Source organism: Chloroflexota bacterium, from assembly GCA_018825785.1.
Classification (GTDB): domain Bacteria; phylum Chloroflexota; class Dehalococcoidia; order JACVQG01; family JAHKAY01; genus JAHKAY01.
Genome location: JAHKAY010000002.1, coordinates 15,026 through 31,733 on the forward strand (window position 1 = coordinate 15,026; position 16,708 = coordinate 31,733).

Consider the following 16,708-nt stretch of genomic DNA (forward strand, 5'->3'; position numbering starts at 1 on the left):
AGAGATGGTTCTGAAGACAATTAAGACGTCTGCTGAGGTCCTGGATCTCGTCCGGGAGAAGAAGCTGGAGATAGTGGACCTGAAGTTCACTGACCTCCCGGGTACCCTCCAGCACTTTTCCATCCCTGCGGGGGAGCTGGACGAGAGTATTTTCCGGGATGGTATCGGCTTTGACGGCTCCAGCATCCGGGGTTTCCAGGCAATCCACGAGAGCGATATGCTGCTGGTGCCGGACCCCACCACCGCCCATGTGGATGCCATCTGCCGGGTGCCCACCCTCTCCCTTGTCTGCGATGTCCGCGACCCCATTACGCGGGAGAAGTACTGGCGGGACCCCAGGTATATCGCCCAGAAGGCCGAGGCCCACCTCCTTTCCACCGGCCTGGCCGACACTGCCTATTTTGGCCCCGAGGCGGAGTTCTTCATCTTTGATAGTGTCCGCTTTGACCAGAACCAGCACTCGGGCTACTACTTCATCGACTCCGAGGAGGGCATCTGGAACTCGGGCAAAGAAGACCGGGCCAACCTGGGCTACCGCCCCCGCTATAAGGAGGGCTACTTCCCCACCGCCCCGACCGACAGCCTCCAGGACCTCCGCTCCGAAGCCGTGCTGAAGATGATTCAGGCGGGTATTGACATTGAGGTCCACCATCACGAGGTGGCTACGGCGGGGCAGGGGGAGATAGACATGCGCTTCCAGAGCCTCACCAGGATGGCGGACCAGGTCCTGCTCTACAAGTATATCCTGAAGAATGTGGCCCGGGCCCACAACAAGACAGTGACCTTCATGCCCAAGCCCCTTTTCGGGGACAATGGCTCGGGGATGCACGTCCATATAAGCCTGTGGAAGGGTGGGACCAACCTCTTCTTCGACCCCGAAGGCTATGCCCAGCTCAGCATTACCGGCATGCACTTCATCGGGGGGCTTCTGGCCCACTCCCCTGCCCTCCTGGCCTTCTGTGCCCCCACCACCAACTCCTACCGCCGGCTGGTGCCCGGCTATGAGGCCCCGGTGAACCTGGTCTACTCCCAGCGTAATCGCTCGGCGGCTGTGCGCATCCCGGTCTACTCCCTCAGCCCCCGGACCAAGAGGGTTGAATTCCGTCCCCCCGACCCCTCCTGCAACCCCTACCTGGCCTTCCCCGCCCTCCTCATGGCGGGGCTGGATGGCATAAAAAAGGAGATGGACCCGGGCTTCCCCATGGATGTGGATATCTACGAGCTGGAGCCGGAGAAGGCCAAGAAGATAAAGACCGTTCCCGGGAGCCTGGAGGAAACACTGGAGGCCCTCGAAAAGGACCACGAGTTTCTCCTCCAGGGCGGGGTCTTCACCACAGACCTGATAGAGACCTGGATAAAATACAAGAGAGAGAAGGAGCTGGACCCCGTCCGCCTCCGCCCCCATCCCTACGAGTTCTGCCTCTACTTTGACGTCTAGGCCCCGCTGAAGGACTTCCACCCCCGCCCCCTCAAAGGGGGGCGGGGGTCTTTCTGCTATAATCCCCCCCGGAGGTCAGAAAGAATAGCTATGGTCCGTGAGCTGGAAGTCGCATACCCGTCCCAGTATGAATCCGAAGCCCTTTTGAAGGACGGCTCAATAATCAGGCTCAGGCCCATCAGGAGGGATGACTGCGAGCGATGGCTGGCCCTTGTGTCCAGGCTCAGCCTCCGCGCCAGGTACTTGCGGTTCAGCCGCGGGCCCAAGGAGATGACCCCTGACGATGCCCTCCGCTTCTGCACCGTGGACTACAAGAGCACCTTTGCCATCGTGGCCGAGGTGCGCAGGGAGCAGGGCGAGGAGATAGTAGGGCTCGGTCGCTACTACCGCCTGCCCGACAAGCCCTCCGCCGAGGTGGCCTTTGCCGTCGAGGAGGACTACCAGGGAAGGGGCATTGGCACCCGCCTCATGGAGGCGCTGGTCAAGGCGGCCCTGGAAAACGGCATTACCACGTTTGAAGCCGAAGTGCTGGTGGAAAACCAGGAGATGATGACGATTTTCCAGAGCTACGGCTTCCATGTTACCAGCGAGCTTGAAGCCGGTGTCTATCACGTGGCTTTCCCCATAGCTCCGACCAGGAGGGCTATGAAGAAAGAGGAGGAAAGGGAGCGCATGGCAACACTGGCCTCCCTTCGCCCTATCCTTCTCCCCCGCTCAGTGGCGGTGATAGGGGCTTCCCGGCAGCCGGGCACCATCGGGTATCTGCTTCTGCAGTGCCTCATTGAGAATCGCTTTTCCGGGGTCGTTTACCCGGTGAACCCCAACGCCGAAGCCGTAATGTCCGTGAAGGCCTACCCCTCCGTCCTTGAAGTGCCCGGAGATGTGGACCTAGCGGTTATCGCTGTGCCCGCCCCCATCGTGGCCAGGGTGGCGGGCGAATGCGGGCGCAAGGGGGTGCGCGCCATGGTTGTTATCTCCGACGGGTTCAAGGAACGGGGGCCCGAAGGGGCGGCCCGGGAGGAGGAGCTGCGGGATATCGCCCTGGGCTACGGCATGCGGCTGGTTGGCCCCAACTGTATGGGGGTCTTGAACACCGACCCAGCAATAGGGCTAAACGCCACCTTTTCTCAGGTCTATCCGCCCCAGGGCAATGTGGCCTTTCTCACTCAGAGCGGCGCCCTGGGGCTGGCCATCCTGGAATATGCAAGGAACCTTAACATAGGCATCTCCAGCTTTATCAGTGTGGGTAACCGCGCCGATGTCTCCTCCAACGACCTCCTTCAATACTGGGAGCAGGACCCGGCCACAAGGGTTGTCCTGCTCTATCTGGAGTCCTTTGGAAACCCGCGCAAGTTTGGCCGTATTGCCAGGAGGGTGTCTGCCGCCAAGCCGATAGTGGCCGTGAAGGGGGGAAGCACCCCGGCAGGCTCTCGTGCGGCCATGTCCCATACGGGGGCCCTGGCTACCTCAGATGTAGCCTCAGATGCCCTCTTCCGCCAGAGCGGCCTCATCAGGGTGAACACATTGGAACAGCTCTTTGACGTGGCCACCCTCCTCTCAACACAGCCGGTACCCAGAGGCAGAAAGGTGGTCATAGTGACCAACGGAGGAGGCCCGGGCATACTGGCCGCTGACGCCTGCGACAACCGCGGCCTACTGCTGCCCGAGTTTTCCCCTGAAACCGTTGGGAGATTGAAATCGGTTATCAAGCGGGATATCACGGTTCACAACCCCCTGGACCTGACTGCGGGTGCCAGCGAAGAAGAGTTCGCGGAGACCTTGAAGGTCCTGGCCGCTGACCCGGGAAACGATGCTGTCATCCTGATATTTGTGCCGCCTGTAATCGTGTCTCTGGAAGCTATAGAGACGGCTGTAGGGCCGGTGGCCACCGTCTTCCAGCGGCACCAGAAGCCCCTCCTGGCCTGCTTCATGGGCCAGCGGGGCTTCAGCAGGAAGCTGGGGTATAAGGACAAATTCGTCCCCTGCTATCCATTCCCCGAGGATGCCGTCTCGGCCCTGGCTGAGACCGCGGAGTACGGCGAATGGCGTAGGAAGCCGAAGGGAAGCATCCCCAAAATCCGCGGCATCAAGCGGGAAAGGGCTCGCCGGATAATAGAAGGGGCGATGACCCGGACTGCGGAGAGGCCCTTATGGCTGGGACCGCAGGAAATGGCCGAGCTCCTCCATTGCTACGGCATCCACCTGGCTGAGACGCTTGTGGCCAGGATGGACGCTGAGGCCGCTGCCCTCGCCTCCCGTACAGGCTTCCCCGTCGCTGTCAAGCTGGTCTCATCCACCATTACGCACAAGACCGATGTGGGCGGTGTGGTCCTGGGGCTCAAATCAGAAAAAGAAGTGGAGAAAGCGTTTAACGATATCAGGGACAGTCTGGCCCGGCTGGGCCGTGAGCGTGAGATGGAAGGGGTCGCTGTCCAGCGTATGGTGGAAGGGGGAATAGAGACCATTGTCGGTGTAACGCAGGACCCCTCCTTCGGGCCTCTGGTGATGCTTGGCCTGGGGGGAGTGTATACAGAACTGTTCAAAGATGTGGTTTTCAGGCTCCACCCCCTCACTGACCTGGATGCCGGGGAGCTGGTGGGCTCCATCAGAATGGCGAAGCTGTTTGAAGGTTTCAGGGGTGCCCCGCCGGCTGATACCCCGGCGCTGGAGGACCTCTTGCTCCGGCTCTCGGCCCTCATTGAAGATGTGCCCCAGATTGCTGAGTTGGACTTCAATCCGGTGAAAGTGATGCCGAAAGGGGAAGGCTACTGGGTGATAGACGCCAGGGTCATGGTGAAGTAAAGAGCGGGCCACGGCGACCCCTTGGCCGAATTCGTTCACAAAACTGTGACGCTCCATTCGTTGACAGATTGGCCAATCTGGGTTATAATAGAGTATATTCGGGTATAAGAATTTTGTTTCATTGGAAGGTGGGCTGGAATGCTGAAGGGTAGGAAGAGCAAAATCGTGCCCGCCCGGGTTGTCTGGCTTCTTGTGAGCGGACTTATTCTACTTGTTTTGCTGACGGGCTGTCTCGTGCCTGTGACCAATACCCCGACGCCGCTTCCCCCGCCGGTTACTGTGGACCTCTCAAGCAAGACTGATAGCCAGGGAGTCCTACTGGAAACCGTCCGAATAACCTCCTCTGACGGCCGGTTGACGTCAACGCTGCCGAAAGGTTCGAGGCTCCTGGACGGCAAAGGCCGGCCCGTCAAATCTCTGACCCTTACCCCCTACCGGCCACCGGAGTCGAATTACGGTGTGGTGGCCGGCCTGGCCTACAAGTGGGATGACGTGGCCCTCTGGGGAAGCGTGTACCCCACCGGCAATGTTACCATTAGCTATGACCCGCCACCTGCTAACCCCAGAATCAACGCCAATAAGCCCGACATTGCAGTTTGGTGGGACGAGAAGAACCTGTGGGCCATGCGCACGCGCCCCTCCACTGCTGACCCCGCCACTCAGACCATTTCGGGGCCTCACGTGAGGTTCCATCCCTGGGTCGTCATCTACTGGTACGCGGACATTACCCCTCCCGTCATCGTGCCGCCTCCCGCCCCGACGCCGCAAGCCGGTTAGCCATTTGAAGGAGGGAAGATGAAAACTAGACATCCACAGCTCATCAAACTGATGGTGGCCGTGGCGCTGGTAGCGGCGCTGGCCCCTGTCATGGCCGCCCCAGTCCTGGCATGCAGCGAGCCGATCATCGAATTCTACCCGCAGTCAGGTCCGGTGGGCACTGAGGTCTCCGTCTACTACTGGAGTGGCCAGGGCCATGTCGCTGAATACGGCATTCCCGGCATATGGGAGAACAGCACCATTTTTGGGGGCATTCGTGTCTCCCACATTAGGGGGGAGATGCCAGACGGCGAGTTTAGTTTCACCGTCCCCGACGTGCCGCCTGGGGATTATGCGTTCCAAGTCCACGACCCTTATGGCCATATAGCCCTAGTCATTGAGGGCGACGGCGTTTCACGCTTCACCGTGACGGAGGGCCCGGTAATCCATAACCCTTCCACGATTGTCGGCCATACTCTGGAGAGGCTTAACGGCAAGTATTCTCGCGTATGGGGCTATGACACCGCCGACCAGACCTGGAAAGTCTATGACTCGTCAAAACCCGCCCAGCGCACCAACGATCTTCGGGTCCTGGAGAGATGGCAGACTATCTGGATTGAGACCACAGAGGATGATGTCGTCCTTAACTGGCGGGGTACCCTCTACTTCCTGGGAAAGGGGTGGAACCTCATCACCGCCCTGGGGGACACTTATGGCATCGGCGATGTCATGACGGTCTCACCGGGGAACGAAGACAACAGGTAGCGGTTACTAGGACCCGGACGGGTGGCGGCAATGGTATGAAAGGCACCACCCCAGGGCAAGCTATTTAAGTGATGAGGAATTCAAGACTAGGTGGACTATCTCATTGCCAACTTCACTCCCAACAGGCCCATTCCGCAAGTCCCAGCGGAGCTAATCCAATGATGAGACCGTTCAAGGAGGTGTCAATGCTACGGCGATGGCTTCGCACCCTAGTGCTCGCCAGCGTGCTTCTGCTAGCAGCTTGTACCTCTGGCCGAGAGGCCAAGACCACAACCCCCGCACCAACCCGGACTTCAACTCTCACCCTGGTGCCGACTGCCACTCCTACCAGGACACCAACACCTACTCCTATGCCCACACCAACATCCACACCTATGCCGACACCCACCCAGGCTGGTAAGGGGCACTTCGCCTTCGACTCTGACCGTGATGGGAACTTTGAAATCTACGTGATGAACGCCGATGGCACCGGGCAGACCCGCCTGACCAACAACCCCGCCAATGATGGGTCCCCGGCGTGGTCGCCTGATGGCACCAAGATAGCCTTCGCTTCCAACAGGGATGACAACTGGGACATCTATGTGATGAACGCTGATGGCTCCGGTGAGACGAGGCTGACCGATAATCCCGCCAATGATGGGTCCCCGGCGTGGTCGCCTGATGGCACGAAGATAGCCTTCGAGTCCAAACGGGACTCTAACTATGAAATCTATGTGATGAACGCTGATGGCTCCGGGGAGACGAGGCTGACCGATAATCCCGCTATTGAGGGATCCCCGGCGTGGTCACCAGATGGCACCAGAATAGCGTTTCAGTTCGACGAACGCTTCGGCGCCGCGTTCGTAGGTAACGTTGAAATCTATGTGATGAACGCTGATGGCTCCGGGGAGACGAGGCTGACCGGCAGTTTCGCCAATGAGGGCTCCCCGGCTTGGTCACCAGATGGCACCAGGATTGCCTTCGAGTCCGAGCGGGACGGGAACTTTGAAATCTATGTGATGAATGCAGATGGCACCGGGCAGACCCGCCTGACCAGCAATCCTGCTGGGGATTGGTCCCCGGCGTGGTCACCAGATGGCACCAGGATTGCCTTCACCTCCTACAGGGACGGGAACCTTGAAATCTATGTGATGAATGCCGATGGCACCGGGCAGACCCGTCTGACCAGCAACCCTGGCCGTGACGAATACCCGGCGTGGGCGCCGTCGTGAGCCAGCGGCCTAGCCGTTGAGACCCCGTACGAGGTAGTTCCCGCGGTGATAAGGCTTTCAGACCTCATGCTGGTGCAGGCCTGCAATAAATCCGTCTCCTTCGTGATGTCAGGCTCACTCTCAGCAACCTATGGCCTGTTTGCCCTGCCAGAACCCGGCTTATCCGGGAAGTTCAGTTATCTCGAACCAGCCAAGGAAGCTTGTGGCATTAATGGCGATTGACTTATTGGAGGTGGCGGTGGGTGCGTCCCATGCCCGGACACGCTTGACGTTTCTTGCTCCGAGTATGGAGATTCCGGACACGCTGATGGGGACGCCCTTGGGAGCAATAATCTTGTTGGTTCCGAATATTGAGACCGCTACAACTCGCGTGACGCCTTCCTCAAGCACGACCTGGGTGAAATCGATTTCACAACCGCCGAGAATGGCAATTGACCAGACCTTCTTACCGGGACGCCAGGGGCCCTGACCAAGCTTTGAGACGCCCAAGAACGCGAAGTTATTCATCGTTGCACCCTCCTCGCAGATTTCCCGGTTGAGCTACTCCCTTCCCCATGAGGAATCCTGCTCAGTATGTTAGACCCCGGCTCTCCGGCTGTCAATAACAGGCACCCAGCCGAAACCAGACCCCATCCTCTAGGTCCCTCCCATTGGGATGACCCCTACCACCCGGGGGATTCCCCCCAGGTCGGGGAAAAAGGAGACCCTGGCCCCCGGGAAGCGGGCTAAGACCAGTCTCCTCACCTCCCCTTCCTGGCCGGCCCCTATTTCCAGGAGAAAGGAGCCCCCATCCAGAAGCCTGGGGCCCACCTGGAGGAGGAAGGCCCGGGGGGCATCCAGGCCATCGGGTCCACCCCTGAGGGCCAGGGCGGGCTCATAGAGAAGTTCCGGGGGGAGCTGGGCCCTGTCCGGGACATAGGGTAAATTGGCCACAACTATATGGACAGGCCCGGGGAGGGGGGAAAGCATATCCCCCTGGATAAGCCTCACCTGTCCATCCACGCCATACTTCCGGCTGTTCATGCCGGCCACCTCCAGGGCTTCCGGGGAGATATCCAGGGCGAAGAGGCGGGCCCGGGGCAGTTCCAGGGCCAGGGAGATGGCCACCGCCCCGCTCCCCGTCCCCACTTCGGCTATCATCACTTCCCCCCCCAGGCCCCTGGCCACGTCCAGGGCTCTCTCCACCAGGAGCTCGGTTTCGGGGCGTGGGATGAGGACCCGGCGGTCCACATAGAAATCGCGGCCATAGAATTCCTTTCTATTCAGAATGTAGGCCGTGGGCTCCCGCTTGAGGCGGCGGTCCAGTATGCCCTTGACCCCTTCCAGTTCGGCGGGGGACAGGGACCTCTCTGGCCAGGCCAGAAGCTGGGCGCGGGAGAGGCCCAGGGCATGGGCCAGCAGAATCTGGGCTTCCAGGGAGGGGTCGGGAATACCCCCAGTCTTTAGGGCTTGGCAGGCCTCCCGGAGCTTTTCCCCAAGGGTCAACCCTTACCCTCCGGGGCGCTGGCCAGGGCATCAATAAGGCTGTCCAGGTCCCCTTCCAGAATGCGGGGAAGGTTATGGAGAGCGAGGTTTATCCTGTGGTCGGTGACCCGGCTCTGGGGGAAGTTGTAGGTGCGGACCTTCTCCGCCCTTTCCCCTGTCCCCACCTGGGAGCGGCGCTCCCGGGCGGTCTCCTCCTGCTGTTGACGGCGCTCCCGGTCCAACAGGCGGGCGCGGAGGACAGCCATAGCCCTTTGCCGGTTGCGTAGCTGAGAGCGCTCGTCCTGACAGATGGCGACAATGCCGGTGGGGAGGTGGGTGATACGGACGGCGGTAGCCACCTTGTTCACATTCTGGCCGCCAGCGCCCCCGGAGCAGTAGATGTCCACCTTGAGGTGCTCGGGGCGGATATTGACCTCCACCTCTTCCGCCTCAGGGAGGACGGCGACGGTAGCGGTGGAGGTGTGGATGCGCCCGGAGGCCTCGGTAGCCGGCACCCGCTGCACCCGGTGCACCCCGCTCTCATACTTCAGGCGGCTAAAGGCCCCCTTGCCCTTTACGCCAAAGACAATCTCCCTGAGCCCCCCCCTTTCGTTGGGGCTGGTATTAATAACCTCCGCCTGCCAGCCCTTTGCCTGGGCATAGCGGACATACATGCGGTAGAGGTCGGCGGCGAAGAGTGCAGCCTCCTCCCCCCCCGTCCCTGCCCGGACCTCCATGATGACATCCTTTTCATCCCTGGGGTCGGGGGGAAAGAGGGCCTTTTTCAGCACCTCAAGGAGCCTGTCCTGGCGCTCCTGGAGCTGGGCCAGCTCCTCCTTGACCAGAGCCGCCATCTCCGGCTCCAGGCCCTCCTTCTGAAGGGCCCAGGTCTTCTCCAGGGCGCTGAGGGTGGCCTTATACTCCCGGTAGCGCACCACGGGGGTCTCCAGAGAGGCCCGTTCCCTGGCCAGGGCCAGGAGGCGGCTGGAGTCCTGGACCGTCTCGGGCTGCGAGAGGAGCGCCTCAACCTCCTCATAGCGCCGCTCCAGGGTCTCCAGCTTCTCTTTCAGCAAAGAATCGGTGGCAATGACCATTTTCCCACTCCTAAGCCCTAATATTATAGCACAGGGGTCTTGACTTGCTTGCTCAATGAGATAACACTAGAATGTCAGGATTGGGATGGATATGGAAGAGATAGAGGGCATCCTGAAAGAGGGCCGGACAGTAGCGGTGGTGGGGCTCTCCCCCAAACCCGACCGTCCCAGCTACGTAGTGGCCCGGTACCTGCAGGCCCAGGGATATCGCATTATCCCGGTCAACCCCAACACCCAGGAGATACTGGGGGAAAAGGCCTATCCTACTCTCTTGTCAATCCCGGAAAGGGTGGATATAGTTGATATCTTCCGCCGCCCGGAAGAGGTGCCCCCCGTAGTGGAGGAGGCCATAAGTATAGGGGCTAGGGTGGTCTGGATGCAGGAGGGCATAGTCAATGAGGCGGCGGCCCAGAGGGCTAAGGAGGCAGGCCTGAAAGTGGTTATGGACCGATGTCTGAAGAAAGAACATCAGCGGCTTCATTCAGAGTAGATAGAAGGCTGGGCCAGGTAATCCTTCTCACCGGCCTTATCCTTATCGTTGAGGTGGTGGGGGGGTTCCTTTCCAACAGCCTGGCCCTCCTTTCCGATGCGGGCCATGTCTTCACGGATTTTCTGGCCCTGGGCCTGGCCTGGTGGGCCGCCCGGCAGGCCCTGAGGCCGGCTACCTCCCAGATGACCTACGGCTACCACCGCTGGGGGGTGCTGGCGGCTCTCATCAACAGCCTTTCCCTCTTAGGCATCTCCGGGGCCATCTTCTATGAGGCCTTTCAGCGCCTCGGCAGCCCGGAGCCGGTGGAGGGGCCTCTGATGCTGGCCGTAGCAGTGGTGGGTCTCCTGGTCAACCTCTATGTGGTCCTTCGCCTGCGGGGCCTGGGCACCGAGAGCATCAATCTCCGCGCAGCCCTCTGGCATGTCGGGGGGGATGCCCTCGCCTCGGTGGGGGTCATCGTCGGGGGTATCCTTATCCTGCTTACCGGGAAATACTGGATTGACCCGGCTATCAGCTTCGCAATCGGGGTCATCATCCTCCTGGGGGCCTGGCGGCTCCTGAGGGAGGGGCTAAATGTTATCCTGGAGGCCCCCCCCTCCCAGCTAGACTCGCGGGAGGTGATGCGGGCCATAGAGGGCATAACAGGGATAAAGGGCGTCCACGACCTGCATATCTGGAGCATCGCCCCGGGCTTCTCTGCCCTGAGCTGTCACCTCTGGGTGGATGATCTGCCCCTCTCCAGGGGAAGCCGCATAACGAGCCAGGTGAGGGAGATGCTGGAGAAGAAATTCCGTATCCGCCATGCCACATTGCAGTTGGAATGCCCCAGTTGCTCCCTGGGCGAGGGCAACTACTGTTTGGAATGTGGTGTCCCCGGAGAGGGAGGTCTGAAATTGCAGGGGGAGCCATGAACTATCTTCAGGAAGATGAGACCAGATTAAGGAGGCTCCGGGCCAGGGAGGCCATTGCCCTGGCTATGCAGAGCCGCTGGGAGGAAGCGGTGGAGGCCAATCGGGCTATCATAGAGGCCTTCCCCACCGATAAGGATGCCTATAACCGGCTGGGACGTGCTTGTATGGAGTTGGGCCGCTACCCGGAGGCCAGGGAAGCCTATGAGAAGGCCCTGGAGCTTGACTCCCATAACAAAATAGCCAGGAAGAACCTCGCCCGCCTGTCCCTCCTCAAAGAGGCGAAGGCCACTAATGAGCGCCACCGGGTGGCCCTCCATCTCTTCCTTCAAGATACCGGGAAGGCCGCAATAGTGAACCTGGTCCATCTGGCCCTCCCCAAGGTGTTGGCCCATATGGTCGCGGGGGACCAGGTCTTCTTACGGCCCGAGGGGCAGCGCCTGTGGGTGGCGGATAGGGGGGGGACCCCACTCGGAGAGGTGGAGCCCCGCTATGCTGTGCGTCTTCTGGAGCTCATCCGTGGTGGCAACCAGTATTCCGCCGGCATCGCTACCCTTGAGGAGGGAGGAGTCCAAATCATTATCAAGGAGACCTATCAACACCCGGATCTGGCGGGGAGACTTTCCTTCCCGGTGAAGGAGGCTGAGTCTTTCCGGCCCTATATGCGGGATACCTTCTCCAGACATGAGGCGGAGGAGGAAGAGCCCCTCAGCGCCGAGGCGGAGTACCAGGAAGAGGCTCTTCCCGAGGAACCAGCGGCTGAGCCCATCTTTGTGGAGAACATGGAGGAGGAGTAGATGGAAATAGGAACGGTTCGCCCCGTAGCCATAGAGGAGGAGATGAAAAGCTCCTACCTGGACTATGCCATGAGTGTCATCATCTCCCGGGCCATCCCCGATGTCCGGGATGGCCTCAAGCCCGTCCAGCGTCGCATCCTTTACGCCATGGACCAGCTGGGCCTGGGGGCCAACAGCCCCTATAAAAAGAGCGCCCGCCTTGTGGGGGAAGTGCTGGGCAAATACCACCCCCACGGCGATGTCCCGGTTTACGAGGCCATGGTCCGTTTGGCCCAGGACTTTTCCATGCGCTACCGCCTCGTGGACGGTCAGGGGAACTTTGGCAGCATTGACGACGACCCCCCTGCCGCCATGAGATACACCGAAGCCCGCCTGGCGACCATCGCCACAGAGATGCTGGCTGACCTGGACAAGGACACCGTTGATTTCGTCCCCAACTTTGATGGCTCCCTTAAGGAGCCCGTCGTCCTCCCCTCGGCCCTGCCCAATCTGGCGGTGAATGGGGCCTCGGGCATTGCCGTAGGCTATGCCACCAATATCCCCCCCCACAACCTGGGGGAGATCTGCGATGCCATCATCTTCCTTATTGACAGTCCCGAGGCCACCCCCGACGAGCTCCTCCGCATTGTCCCCGGCCCCGATTTCCCCACCGGGGGCATAATCCAGGGCCGCAAGGGCGTCCGGGATGCCCACATCACCGGGCAGGGCCACATTATCATCAGGGCGCGGGCCCAGGTGGAGGAGACGGCCCGCGGCCGACGCGCCATCGTGGTCACCGAGCTACCCTACCAGACCAACAAAGCTACTCTGGTGAAGAAAATTGCCGAGCTGGCCAGGGGGAAGAAGCTGGAGGGGATAGCCGAGGTCCGGGATGAATCGGGCCGGGAAGGCATCCGGGTGGTCATTGAGCTCAAAAGGGATGCCCAGCCCCAGCTCCTCTTGAACAACCTCTACAAGCACACGCCCCTCCAGTCCAGCTTTGCGGTCAACACCCTTGCCCTGGTGGAGGGCCAGCCCCGCCCCAATCTCACCCTTCAGGAGCTTCTCCAGTTCCATATTGATTTCCGCCGAGAGGTCATCGCCCGTCGCAGCCGCTTTGAGCTAAAGCAGGCCAAGGACAGGGCCCATATCCTGGAGGGCCTCCGCACGGCCCTGGACCACCTGGAGGAGATAATCCAGCTTATCCGCCGCGCCAAGGACACGGAGGCTGCCAGGAAGGCGCTGGAGGCCCGGTTCTCCCTCTCATCCATCCAAGCCCAGGCCATCCTGGATATGCCCCTCAAGAGGCTGGCTGCCCTGGAGAGGCAAAAGGTCCTGGATGAATACGCTGAAGTAGTGCAGAACATAGCCCGCCTGGAGGACCTGCTTGCAAATCCCAGGAAGATTGACTTCCTCATCCAGCAGGAGGTCCGGGAGCTCAAGGCCAAGGCCGGTGATAGCCGCCGCACCGAGATTGTGGAGGAGGAAGCGGAGGAGTTTGAGGTAGAGGACCTCATCCCCCATGAGCCCACCGTTATCTTCCTCAGCCAGCAGGGCTATATCAAGCGACTGGGCCTGGAAAGCTTCCGCAGCCAGCACCGCCCGGGGCACGGGATAAGCGGCGGCGACGGCGCCCGCTCCCTGCTCGTGGCCGATACCCATGACCGTATCCTCTTCTTTACCCAGGCCGGCAAGGTCTTCCGCCTCAAGGCCTATCAGATCCGCGCCGAGACCCGCACCTCACGGGGCACCCCCCTCATGGCCCTTCTTCCCCTGGAAGCCCAGGACCGGGTGACCGCTATACTGGCCGTGAGCGATTTCCGCCCCGGCAGTTACCTCGTCCTGGCCACCGCCCTGGGGGAGATCAAGCGGATGGGCCTGGAGGCCTTCAACAGCCGTGCCTCTTCCCTGCTGGCCATGGACCTGGCACAGGGGGACGAGGTCGTGGCGGCCCGCGTTGCCCCCGGAGAGGCGGAGGTCCTCATGGCGAGCCGGCAGGGAAGGGCCATCCGCTTTGGCGCCGATTGCCTCCGCCCCCGCTCCCGCACCGCCGGGGGATTCTGCGGCATGAAACTGGATGAAGGGGACCGGGTGGTGGGGATGGACATTGTTGTTCCGGACGGCTACCTCCTGCAGCTCACCGCCAAGGGCTTTGGCAAGCTCACCCCCCTGAGGAACTTCCCCGTAGAGAAGTATTTCCGCCCCCGGATAAAACACGGCTACAAAGGGATTATCTCCTTCAGGGCTGGGGATAAGACAGGGCCAGTGGTAGCGGCGGCCGCTGTCTCCCCTTCCCAGGACTTCCTCTTCCTCTCGGCCCAGGGGAATGTGGTACGCATCCCCGGAAAGGAGGTCTCGGCCCAGGGCAGGAGCACCCGGGGGGTCCAGATCATGGCCCTGGAGGCCGGGGACAGCGCCGCCACCTTCGCTGCCCTGCCACCAAAGGAAAAGTCCTGAGGGTGGCGGTAACCCGTTATGTAAAATACGGCCTATTCAGTTCAGCCCTGGCCCTTCTCTGGACCAGTGTCCACACGCTATATTTGCCCTTCCGCCTCCTCTCTCTGGCCCCTGAGGAGTTGAAGAACACCTACCTGGGGCTCCTCACTTTTGCTGGCCTCATCCTGGCCATGCTCGTCCAGCCCCTGGCGGGGGCCTGGTCCGACCGCACCCGCTCCGCCTGGGGGAGAAGGCACCCCTTTATTCTGGCGGGCACCTTCCTGGCCCTTCTCTTCCTCCCGGGCCTGGGCTTCTCCCCCACCTTCCTGCTCCTCGCTCTGTTCTATGGCCTCCTTCAGGTGGCCACGAACATTGCCCAGGGGCCATTCCAGGCCTTCATCCCCGACATGGTGGCTAATGGGGAGAGGGGCAGGGCCTCCGGGGTGAAGAGCCTGATGGAAGGGCTGGTTGCCCTGGCCTTCCTGCGCCTGGTGGCCTGGTTTATTGAGGCGAGGGGTGGGGGGCCTGTCCCGGCCTTTCTGGGGGCCATCCTCCTTCTGGCAACTCTGGTCACCTTCCGACTGATAAAGGAGCCCCGAAAGGAGCGGGGCACCACGCCTTTCCCTGGCCGGCCCTTTCACATTGACAGCAGGAAAAGCCCTTACTTTGCCTGGTTCATCCTTTCCCGCCTCCTCTTTGCCATGGCCTGGGCCAGTCTGCAGGCCTTTGCCTTCTATATCCTCAGGGACATGATGAGGGTCCCCGACCCCGTTTCTCAAGCAGGCAATTTTATGCTGGCGGTGGGTGGGGGGGTGCTCCTGGCGGTCTATCCCTCGGGGCTTATCTCGGATAAAGTGGGGAGGAAGCCCCTGCTTTTCCTCTCTGGTCTATTGGGGGCGGTGGGGGTGGCGGGCCTGGGCGTGGTGCGGGGGGAGGTGGGGCTTCTTGCCCTGGCCGGGCTCCTGGGGCTGGCAGTGGGGGCATTCCTCAGCACCAGCTGGGCCCTGGCCACCGACCTGGTGCCGCCGGGGGAGGAGGCCCGCTATCTGGGCCTGGCCAACCTGGCTACCGCCGGGGCCGCGGCTCTCTCCCGCCTGGCTGGCCCCCTAATTGACCTGCTGAACCGGTACGGTCCGGCCCTGGGCTACTTCGCCCTCCTCGCCCTCTGCGCCCTCTACTTCCTGGGGGGCTCGCTTCTTCTCCTCAAGGTCAAGGCGAGATGATAGACCTGGCCTGGCTTGAGGCAGAGACCAGCCGTGTCCTGGAAAGGAACCGCGTCCAGCAGACCAGGACCTGGAATGGCAGGCGCCAGGTGACTTACCATGCCCCCTCCCTCCGCCCCATCCCCCCATGGCCCTGGCGGCTGGTGTGGTATATCCTCCAGCCCTGGCAGGCAGGCTACCCCCACCAGTGGTTCTGGGACTCGGTGGCCCATGCCATAGCCCTCTCCCACCTGGACCCGTCCCTGGCCAGGGAGGAAATCCGGAGCCTTCTCTATGCCCAGACCGAGGAGGGGTTCATCCCCCACCTCATCTGGAACCCCTCCTGCTGCCACTGGGTTGACCGGCTCCTGCAGCGTTTCATCCTATTCCCCCACTACTCCCCCTACCTCCAGGCCCCCTGCCTGGCGGAAGGGGTGGAAGCCATCTACCAGAAGACGGGGGATACAGGGTTCCTGAAGGAGGTCCTGCCTTCCTTGAGGAAATACTACGACTACCTGGAAAGGGAACGCAGCCCTTTGGGAGATGGGCTGCTGGTCATCATCTCTTCCTATGAATCTGGGAAGGACCGGAGCCGGGAGTATGACCCGGTCTACGGCTTCCCCCGGGGAAACACGCCCTGGGGACCCCTTGCCCGGCTCACGTTTCACCACCGGCGGCTGAGCTGGGACCTCCCCCGTATCATCAGCAAGGGCCGTTTCCTGGTCCAGGACCTCCTGTTCAACTGCGTCTATGCCCGGAACCTGGATGTCATGGCCGGACTGTGCCATGCGGCAGGGGAAAAGGAAGAGGCCCATGCCTATGCCCTGAGGACCCAAAGCACAGAGAAGGCCATCCTGGGGAAGCTGAGAGACCCAATCACAGGGCTTTTCTTCAGCCGGGATGCCCGAAATAGCGCCCTGCTCCAGGTCCCCACCATCTCCTCCCTCTTCCCCCTCCTGCTGGAGACCATCCCCAGGGAGATGGTGGAGGGGCTGGTGGAGTATCTGCTCCAGGCCTTTTGGCCTGCCTTCCCCGTGCCTGCCGACCCCCTGGACGACCAGGGGGAAGACTTCTTGTGGCGTGGGCCACAGACCTGGGTTGTAGGCAACTGGTATATCGTCCAGGGCCTGCGCCTCCAGGCCCGCCGCTTTGGGGAAAAACGCTACCGGGAGATAGCCGACACCTTGGTCCACCGCACCTATGAACTGGTGAGAAGCGAGGGTTTCCGGGAGTTCTATCACTCCCGCACCGGCCGGGGGCTGAGGGCCCGCAACTTCGGCATGTCCGCCCTGGTGCTAGATATGGCCGCCACTTCGGGCGAAAGACCAGCCTCAGCACCAGGCTGACTAGACATAGACTTGTCTGT

15 protein-coding genes are annotated in these 16,708 nt (G+C 61.4%); 12 read left to right on the plus strand and 3 right to left on the minus strand.

What is annotated here, in order from left to right:
* The first annotated feature begins 4 nt into the window (after window positions 1-4).
* The 6 genes from glnA (at window position 5) to KJ624_00335 (ending at window position 6,972) form a co-directional block, all read left to right on the plus strand.
* Window positions 5-1,438 carry a type I glutamate--ammonia ligase gene (gene glnA / locus KJ624_00310; protein MBU2008284.1) on the plus strand — a complete coding sequence of 478 codons (1,434 nt, stop codon included), beginning with the start codon at window positions 5-7 and terminating at the stop codon, window positions 1,436-1,438.
* 90 nt (window positions 1,439-1,528) lie between these two features.
* Complete coding sequence (locus KJ624_00315) at window positions 1,529-4,240, plus strand: bifunctional GNAT family N-acetyltransferase/acetate--CoA ligase family protein (GenBank protein ID MBU2008285.1); 2,712 nt, start codon at window positions 1,529-1,531, stop codon at window positions 4,238-4,240.
* Between the two features lie 138 nt (window positions 4,241-4,378).
* On the plus strand, window positions 4,379-5,017 hold the full coding sequence (locus KJ624_00320; protein ID MBU2008286.1) for a hypothetical protein: 639 nt from the start codon (window positions 4,379-4,381) through the stop codon (window positions 5,015-5,017).
* An 18-nt stretch (window positions 5,018-5,035) separates the two neighbouring features.
* Window positions 5,036-5,761: a hypothetical protein gene (locus KJ624_00325; protein ID MBU2008287.1), complete on the plus strand. Its 726-nt coding sequence runs from the start codon at window positions 5,036-5,038 to the stop codon at window positions 5,759-5,761.
* A 241-nt stretch (window positions 5,762-6,002) separates the two neighbouring features.
* Window positions 6,003-6,161: a hypothetical protein gene (locus tag KJ624_00330; GenBank protein ID MBU2008288.1), complete on the plus strand. Its 159-nt coding sequence runs from the start codon at window positions 6,003-6,005 to the stop codon at window positions 6,159-6,161.
* The gene (locus KJ624_00335) at window positions 6,112-6,972 is read left to right on the plus strand and encodes a DPP IV N-terminal domain-containing protein (GenBank protein MBU2008289.1); all 861 of its coding nucleotides are present in this window, start codon (window positions 6,112-6,114) and stop codon (window positions 6,970-6,972) included. The genes KJ624_00330 and KJ624_00335 overlap by 50 nt, the downstream gene beginning before the upstream one ends.
* 159 nt (window positions 6,973-7,131) lie before the next feature.
* Here the strand turns inward: KJ624_00335 and KJ624_00340 are convergent, their stop codons facing one another.
* The 3 genes from KJ624_00340 to prfA form a co-directional block, all read right to left on the minus strand.
* Window positions 7,132-7,479, minus strand: coding sequence for a cell wall-active antibiotics response protein (locus KJ624_00340; GenBank protein MBU2008290.1), 348 nt, complete (start codon window positions 7,477-7,479; stop codon window positions 7,132-7,134).
* 129 nt (window positions 7,480-7,608) lie between these two features.
* Complete coding sequence (prmC, locus tag KJ624_00345) at window positions 7,609-8,457, minus strand: peptide chain release factor N(5)-glutamine methyltransferase (GenBank protein MBU2008291.1); 849 nt, start codon at window positions 8,455-8,457, stop codon at window positions 7,609-7,611.
* Window positions 8,454-9,506 carry a peptide chain release factor 1 gene (prfA, locus tag KJ624_00350; protein MBU2008292.1) on the minus strand — a complete coding sequence of 351 codons (1,053 nt, stop codon included), beginning with the start codon at window positions 9,504-9,506 and terminating at the stop codon, window positions 8,454-8,456. The genes prmC and prfA overlap by 4 nt, the downstream gene beginning before the upstream one ends.
* Window positions 9,507-9,615: 109 nt before the next feature.
* Between prfA and KJ624_00355 the strand changes: the two genes are divergently transcribed.
* The 6 genes from KJ624_00355 to KJ624_00380 are packed head-to-tail and all read left to right on the plus strand — an operon-like array spanning window position 9,616 to window position 16,688.
* A complete protein-coding gene (locus KJ624_00355) occupies window positions 9,616-10,020 on the plus strand; it encodes a CoA-binding protein (protein MBU2008293.1) in 405 nt (134 codons plus the stop codon).
* Window positions 9,981-10,931, plus strand: a complete 951-nt coding sequence (locus tag KJ624_00360) for a cation diffusion facilitator family transporter (GenBank protein MBU2008294.1) — start codon at window positions 9,981-9,983, stop codon at window positions 10,929-10,931. The genes KJ624_00355 and KJ624_00360 overlap by 40 nt, the downstream gene beginning before the upstream one ends.
* Entirely contained in the window at window positions 10,928-11,725 is a 798-nt protein-coding gene (locus KJ624_00365) for a tetratricopeptide repeat protein (GenBank protein MBU2008295.1), read from the plus strand. Before KJ624_00360 ends, KJ624_00365 begins: the two co-directional genes overlap by 4 nt.
* The gene (gene gyrA, locus KJ624_00370; protein MBU2008296.1) at window positions 11,726-14,161 is read left to right on the plus strand and encodes a DNA gyrase subunit A; all 2,436 of its coding nucleotides are present in this window, start codon (window positions 11,726-11,728) and stop codon (window positions 14,159-14,161) included.
* Window positions 14,162-14,163: 2 nt separating this feature from the next.
* Window positions 14,164-15,363 (plus strand): MFS transporter, encoded by a 1,200-nt coding sequence (locus KJ624_00375; GenBank protein MBU2008297.1) that lies wholly within the window; start codon window positions 14,164-14,166, stop codon window positions 15,361-15,363.
* Entirely contained in the window at window positions 15,360-16,688 is a 1,329-nt protein-coding gene (locus KJ624_00380) for a hypothetical protein (protein MBU2008298.1), read from the plus strand. The genes KJ624_00375 and KJ624_00380 overlap by 4 nt, the downstream gene beginning before the upstream one ends.
* Window positions 16,689-16,708: the final 20 nt, after the last annotated feature.

Excerpts from the sequence above, each read along its gene's own strand:
- glnA (MBU2008284.1), top strand. The coding sequence starts at position 5 with ATGGTTCTGAAGACAATTAAGACGTCTGCTGAGGTCCTGGATCTCGTC.
- KJ624_00315 (MBU2008285.1), top strand. The coding sequence starts at position 1,529 with ATGGTCCGTGAGCTGGAAGTCGCATACCCGTCCCAGTATGAATCCGAA.
- KJ624_00320 (MBU2008286.1), top strand. The coding sequence starts at position 4,379 with ATGCTGAAGGGTAGGAAGAGCAAAATCGTGCCCGCCCGGGTTGTCTGG.
- KJ624_00325 (MBU2008287.1), top strand. The coding sequence starts at position 5,036 with ATGAAAACTAGACATCCACAGCTCATCAAACTGATGGTGGCCGTGGCG.
- KJ624_00335 (MBU2008289.1), top strand. The coding sequence starts at position 6,112 with ATGCCCACACCAACATCCACACCTATGCCGACACCCACCCAGGCTGGT.
- KJ624_00340 (MBU2008290.1), bottom strand. The coding sequence starts at position 7,479 with ATGAATAACTTCGCGTTCTTGGGCGTCTCAAAGCTTGGTCAGGGCCCC.
- KJ624_00355 (MBU2008293.1), top strand. The coding sequence starts at position 9,616 with ATGGATATGGAAGAGATAGAGGGCATCCTGAAAGAGGGCCGGACAGTA.
- KJ624_00360 (MBU2008294.1), top strand. The coding sequence starts at position 9,981 with ATGTCTGAAGAAAGAACATCAGCGGCTTCATTCAGAGTAGATAGAAGG.
- KJ624_00365 (MBU2008295.1), top strand. The coding sequence starts at position 10,928 with ATGAACTATCTTCAGGAAGATGAGACCAGATTAAGGAGGCTCCGGGCC.
- gyrA (MBU2008296.1), top strand. The coding sequence starts at position 11,726 with ATGGAAATAGGAACGGTTCGCCCCGTAGCCATAGAGGAGGAGATGAAA.
- KJ624_00380 (MBU2008298.1), top strand. The coding sequence starts at position 15,360 with ATGATAGACCTGGCCTGGCTTGAGGCAGAGACCAGCCGTGTCCTGGAA.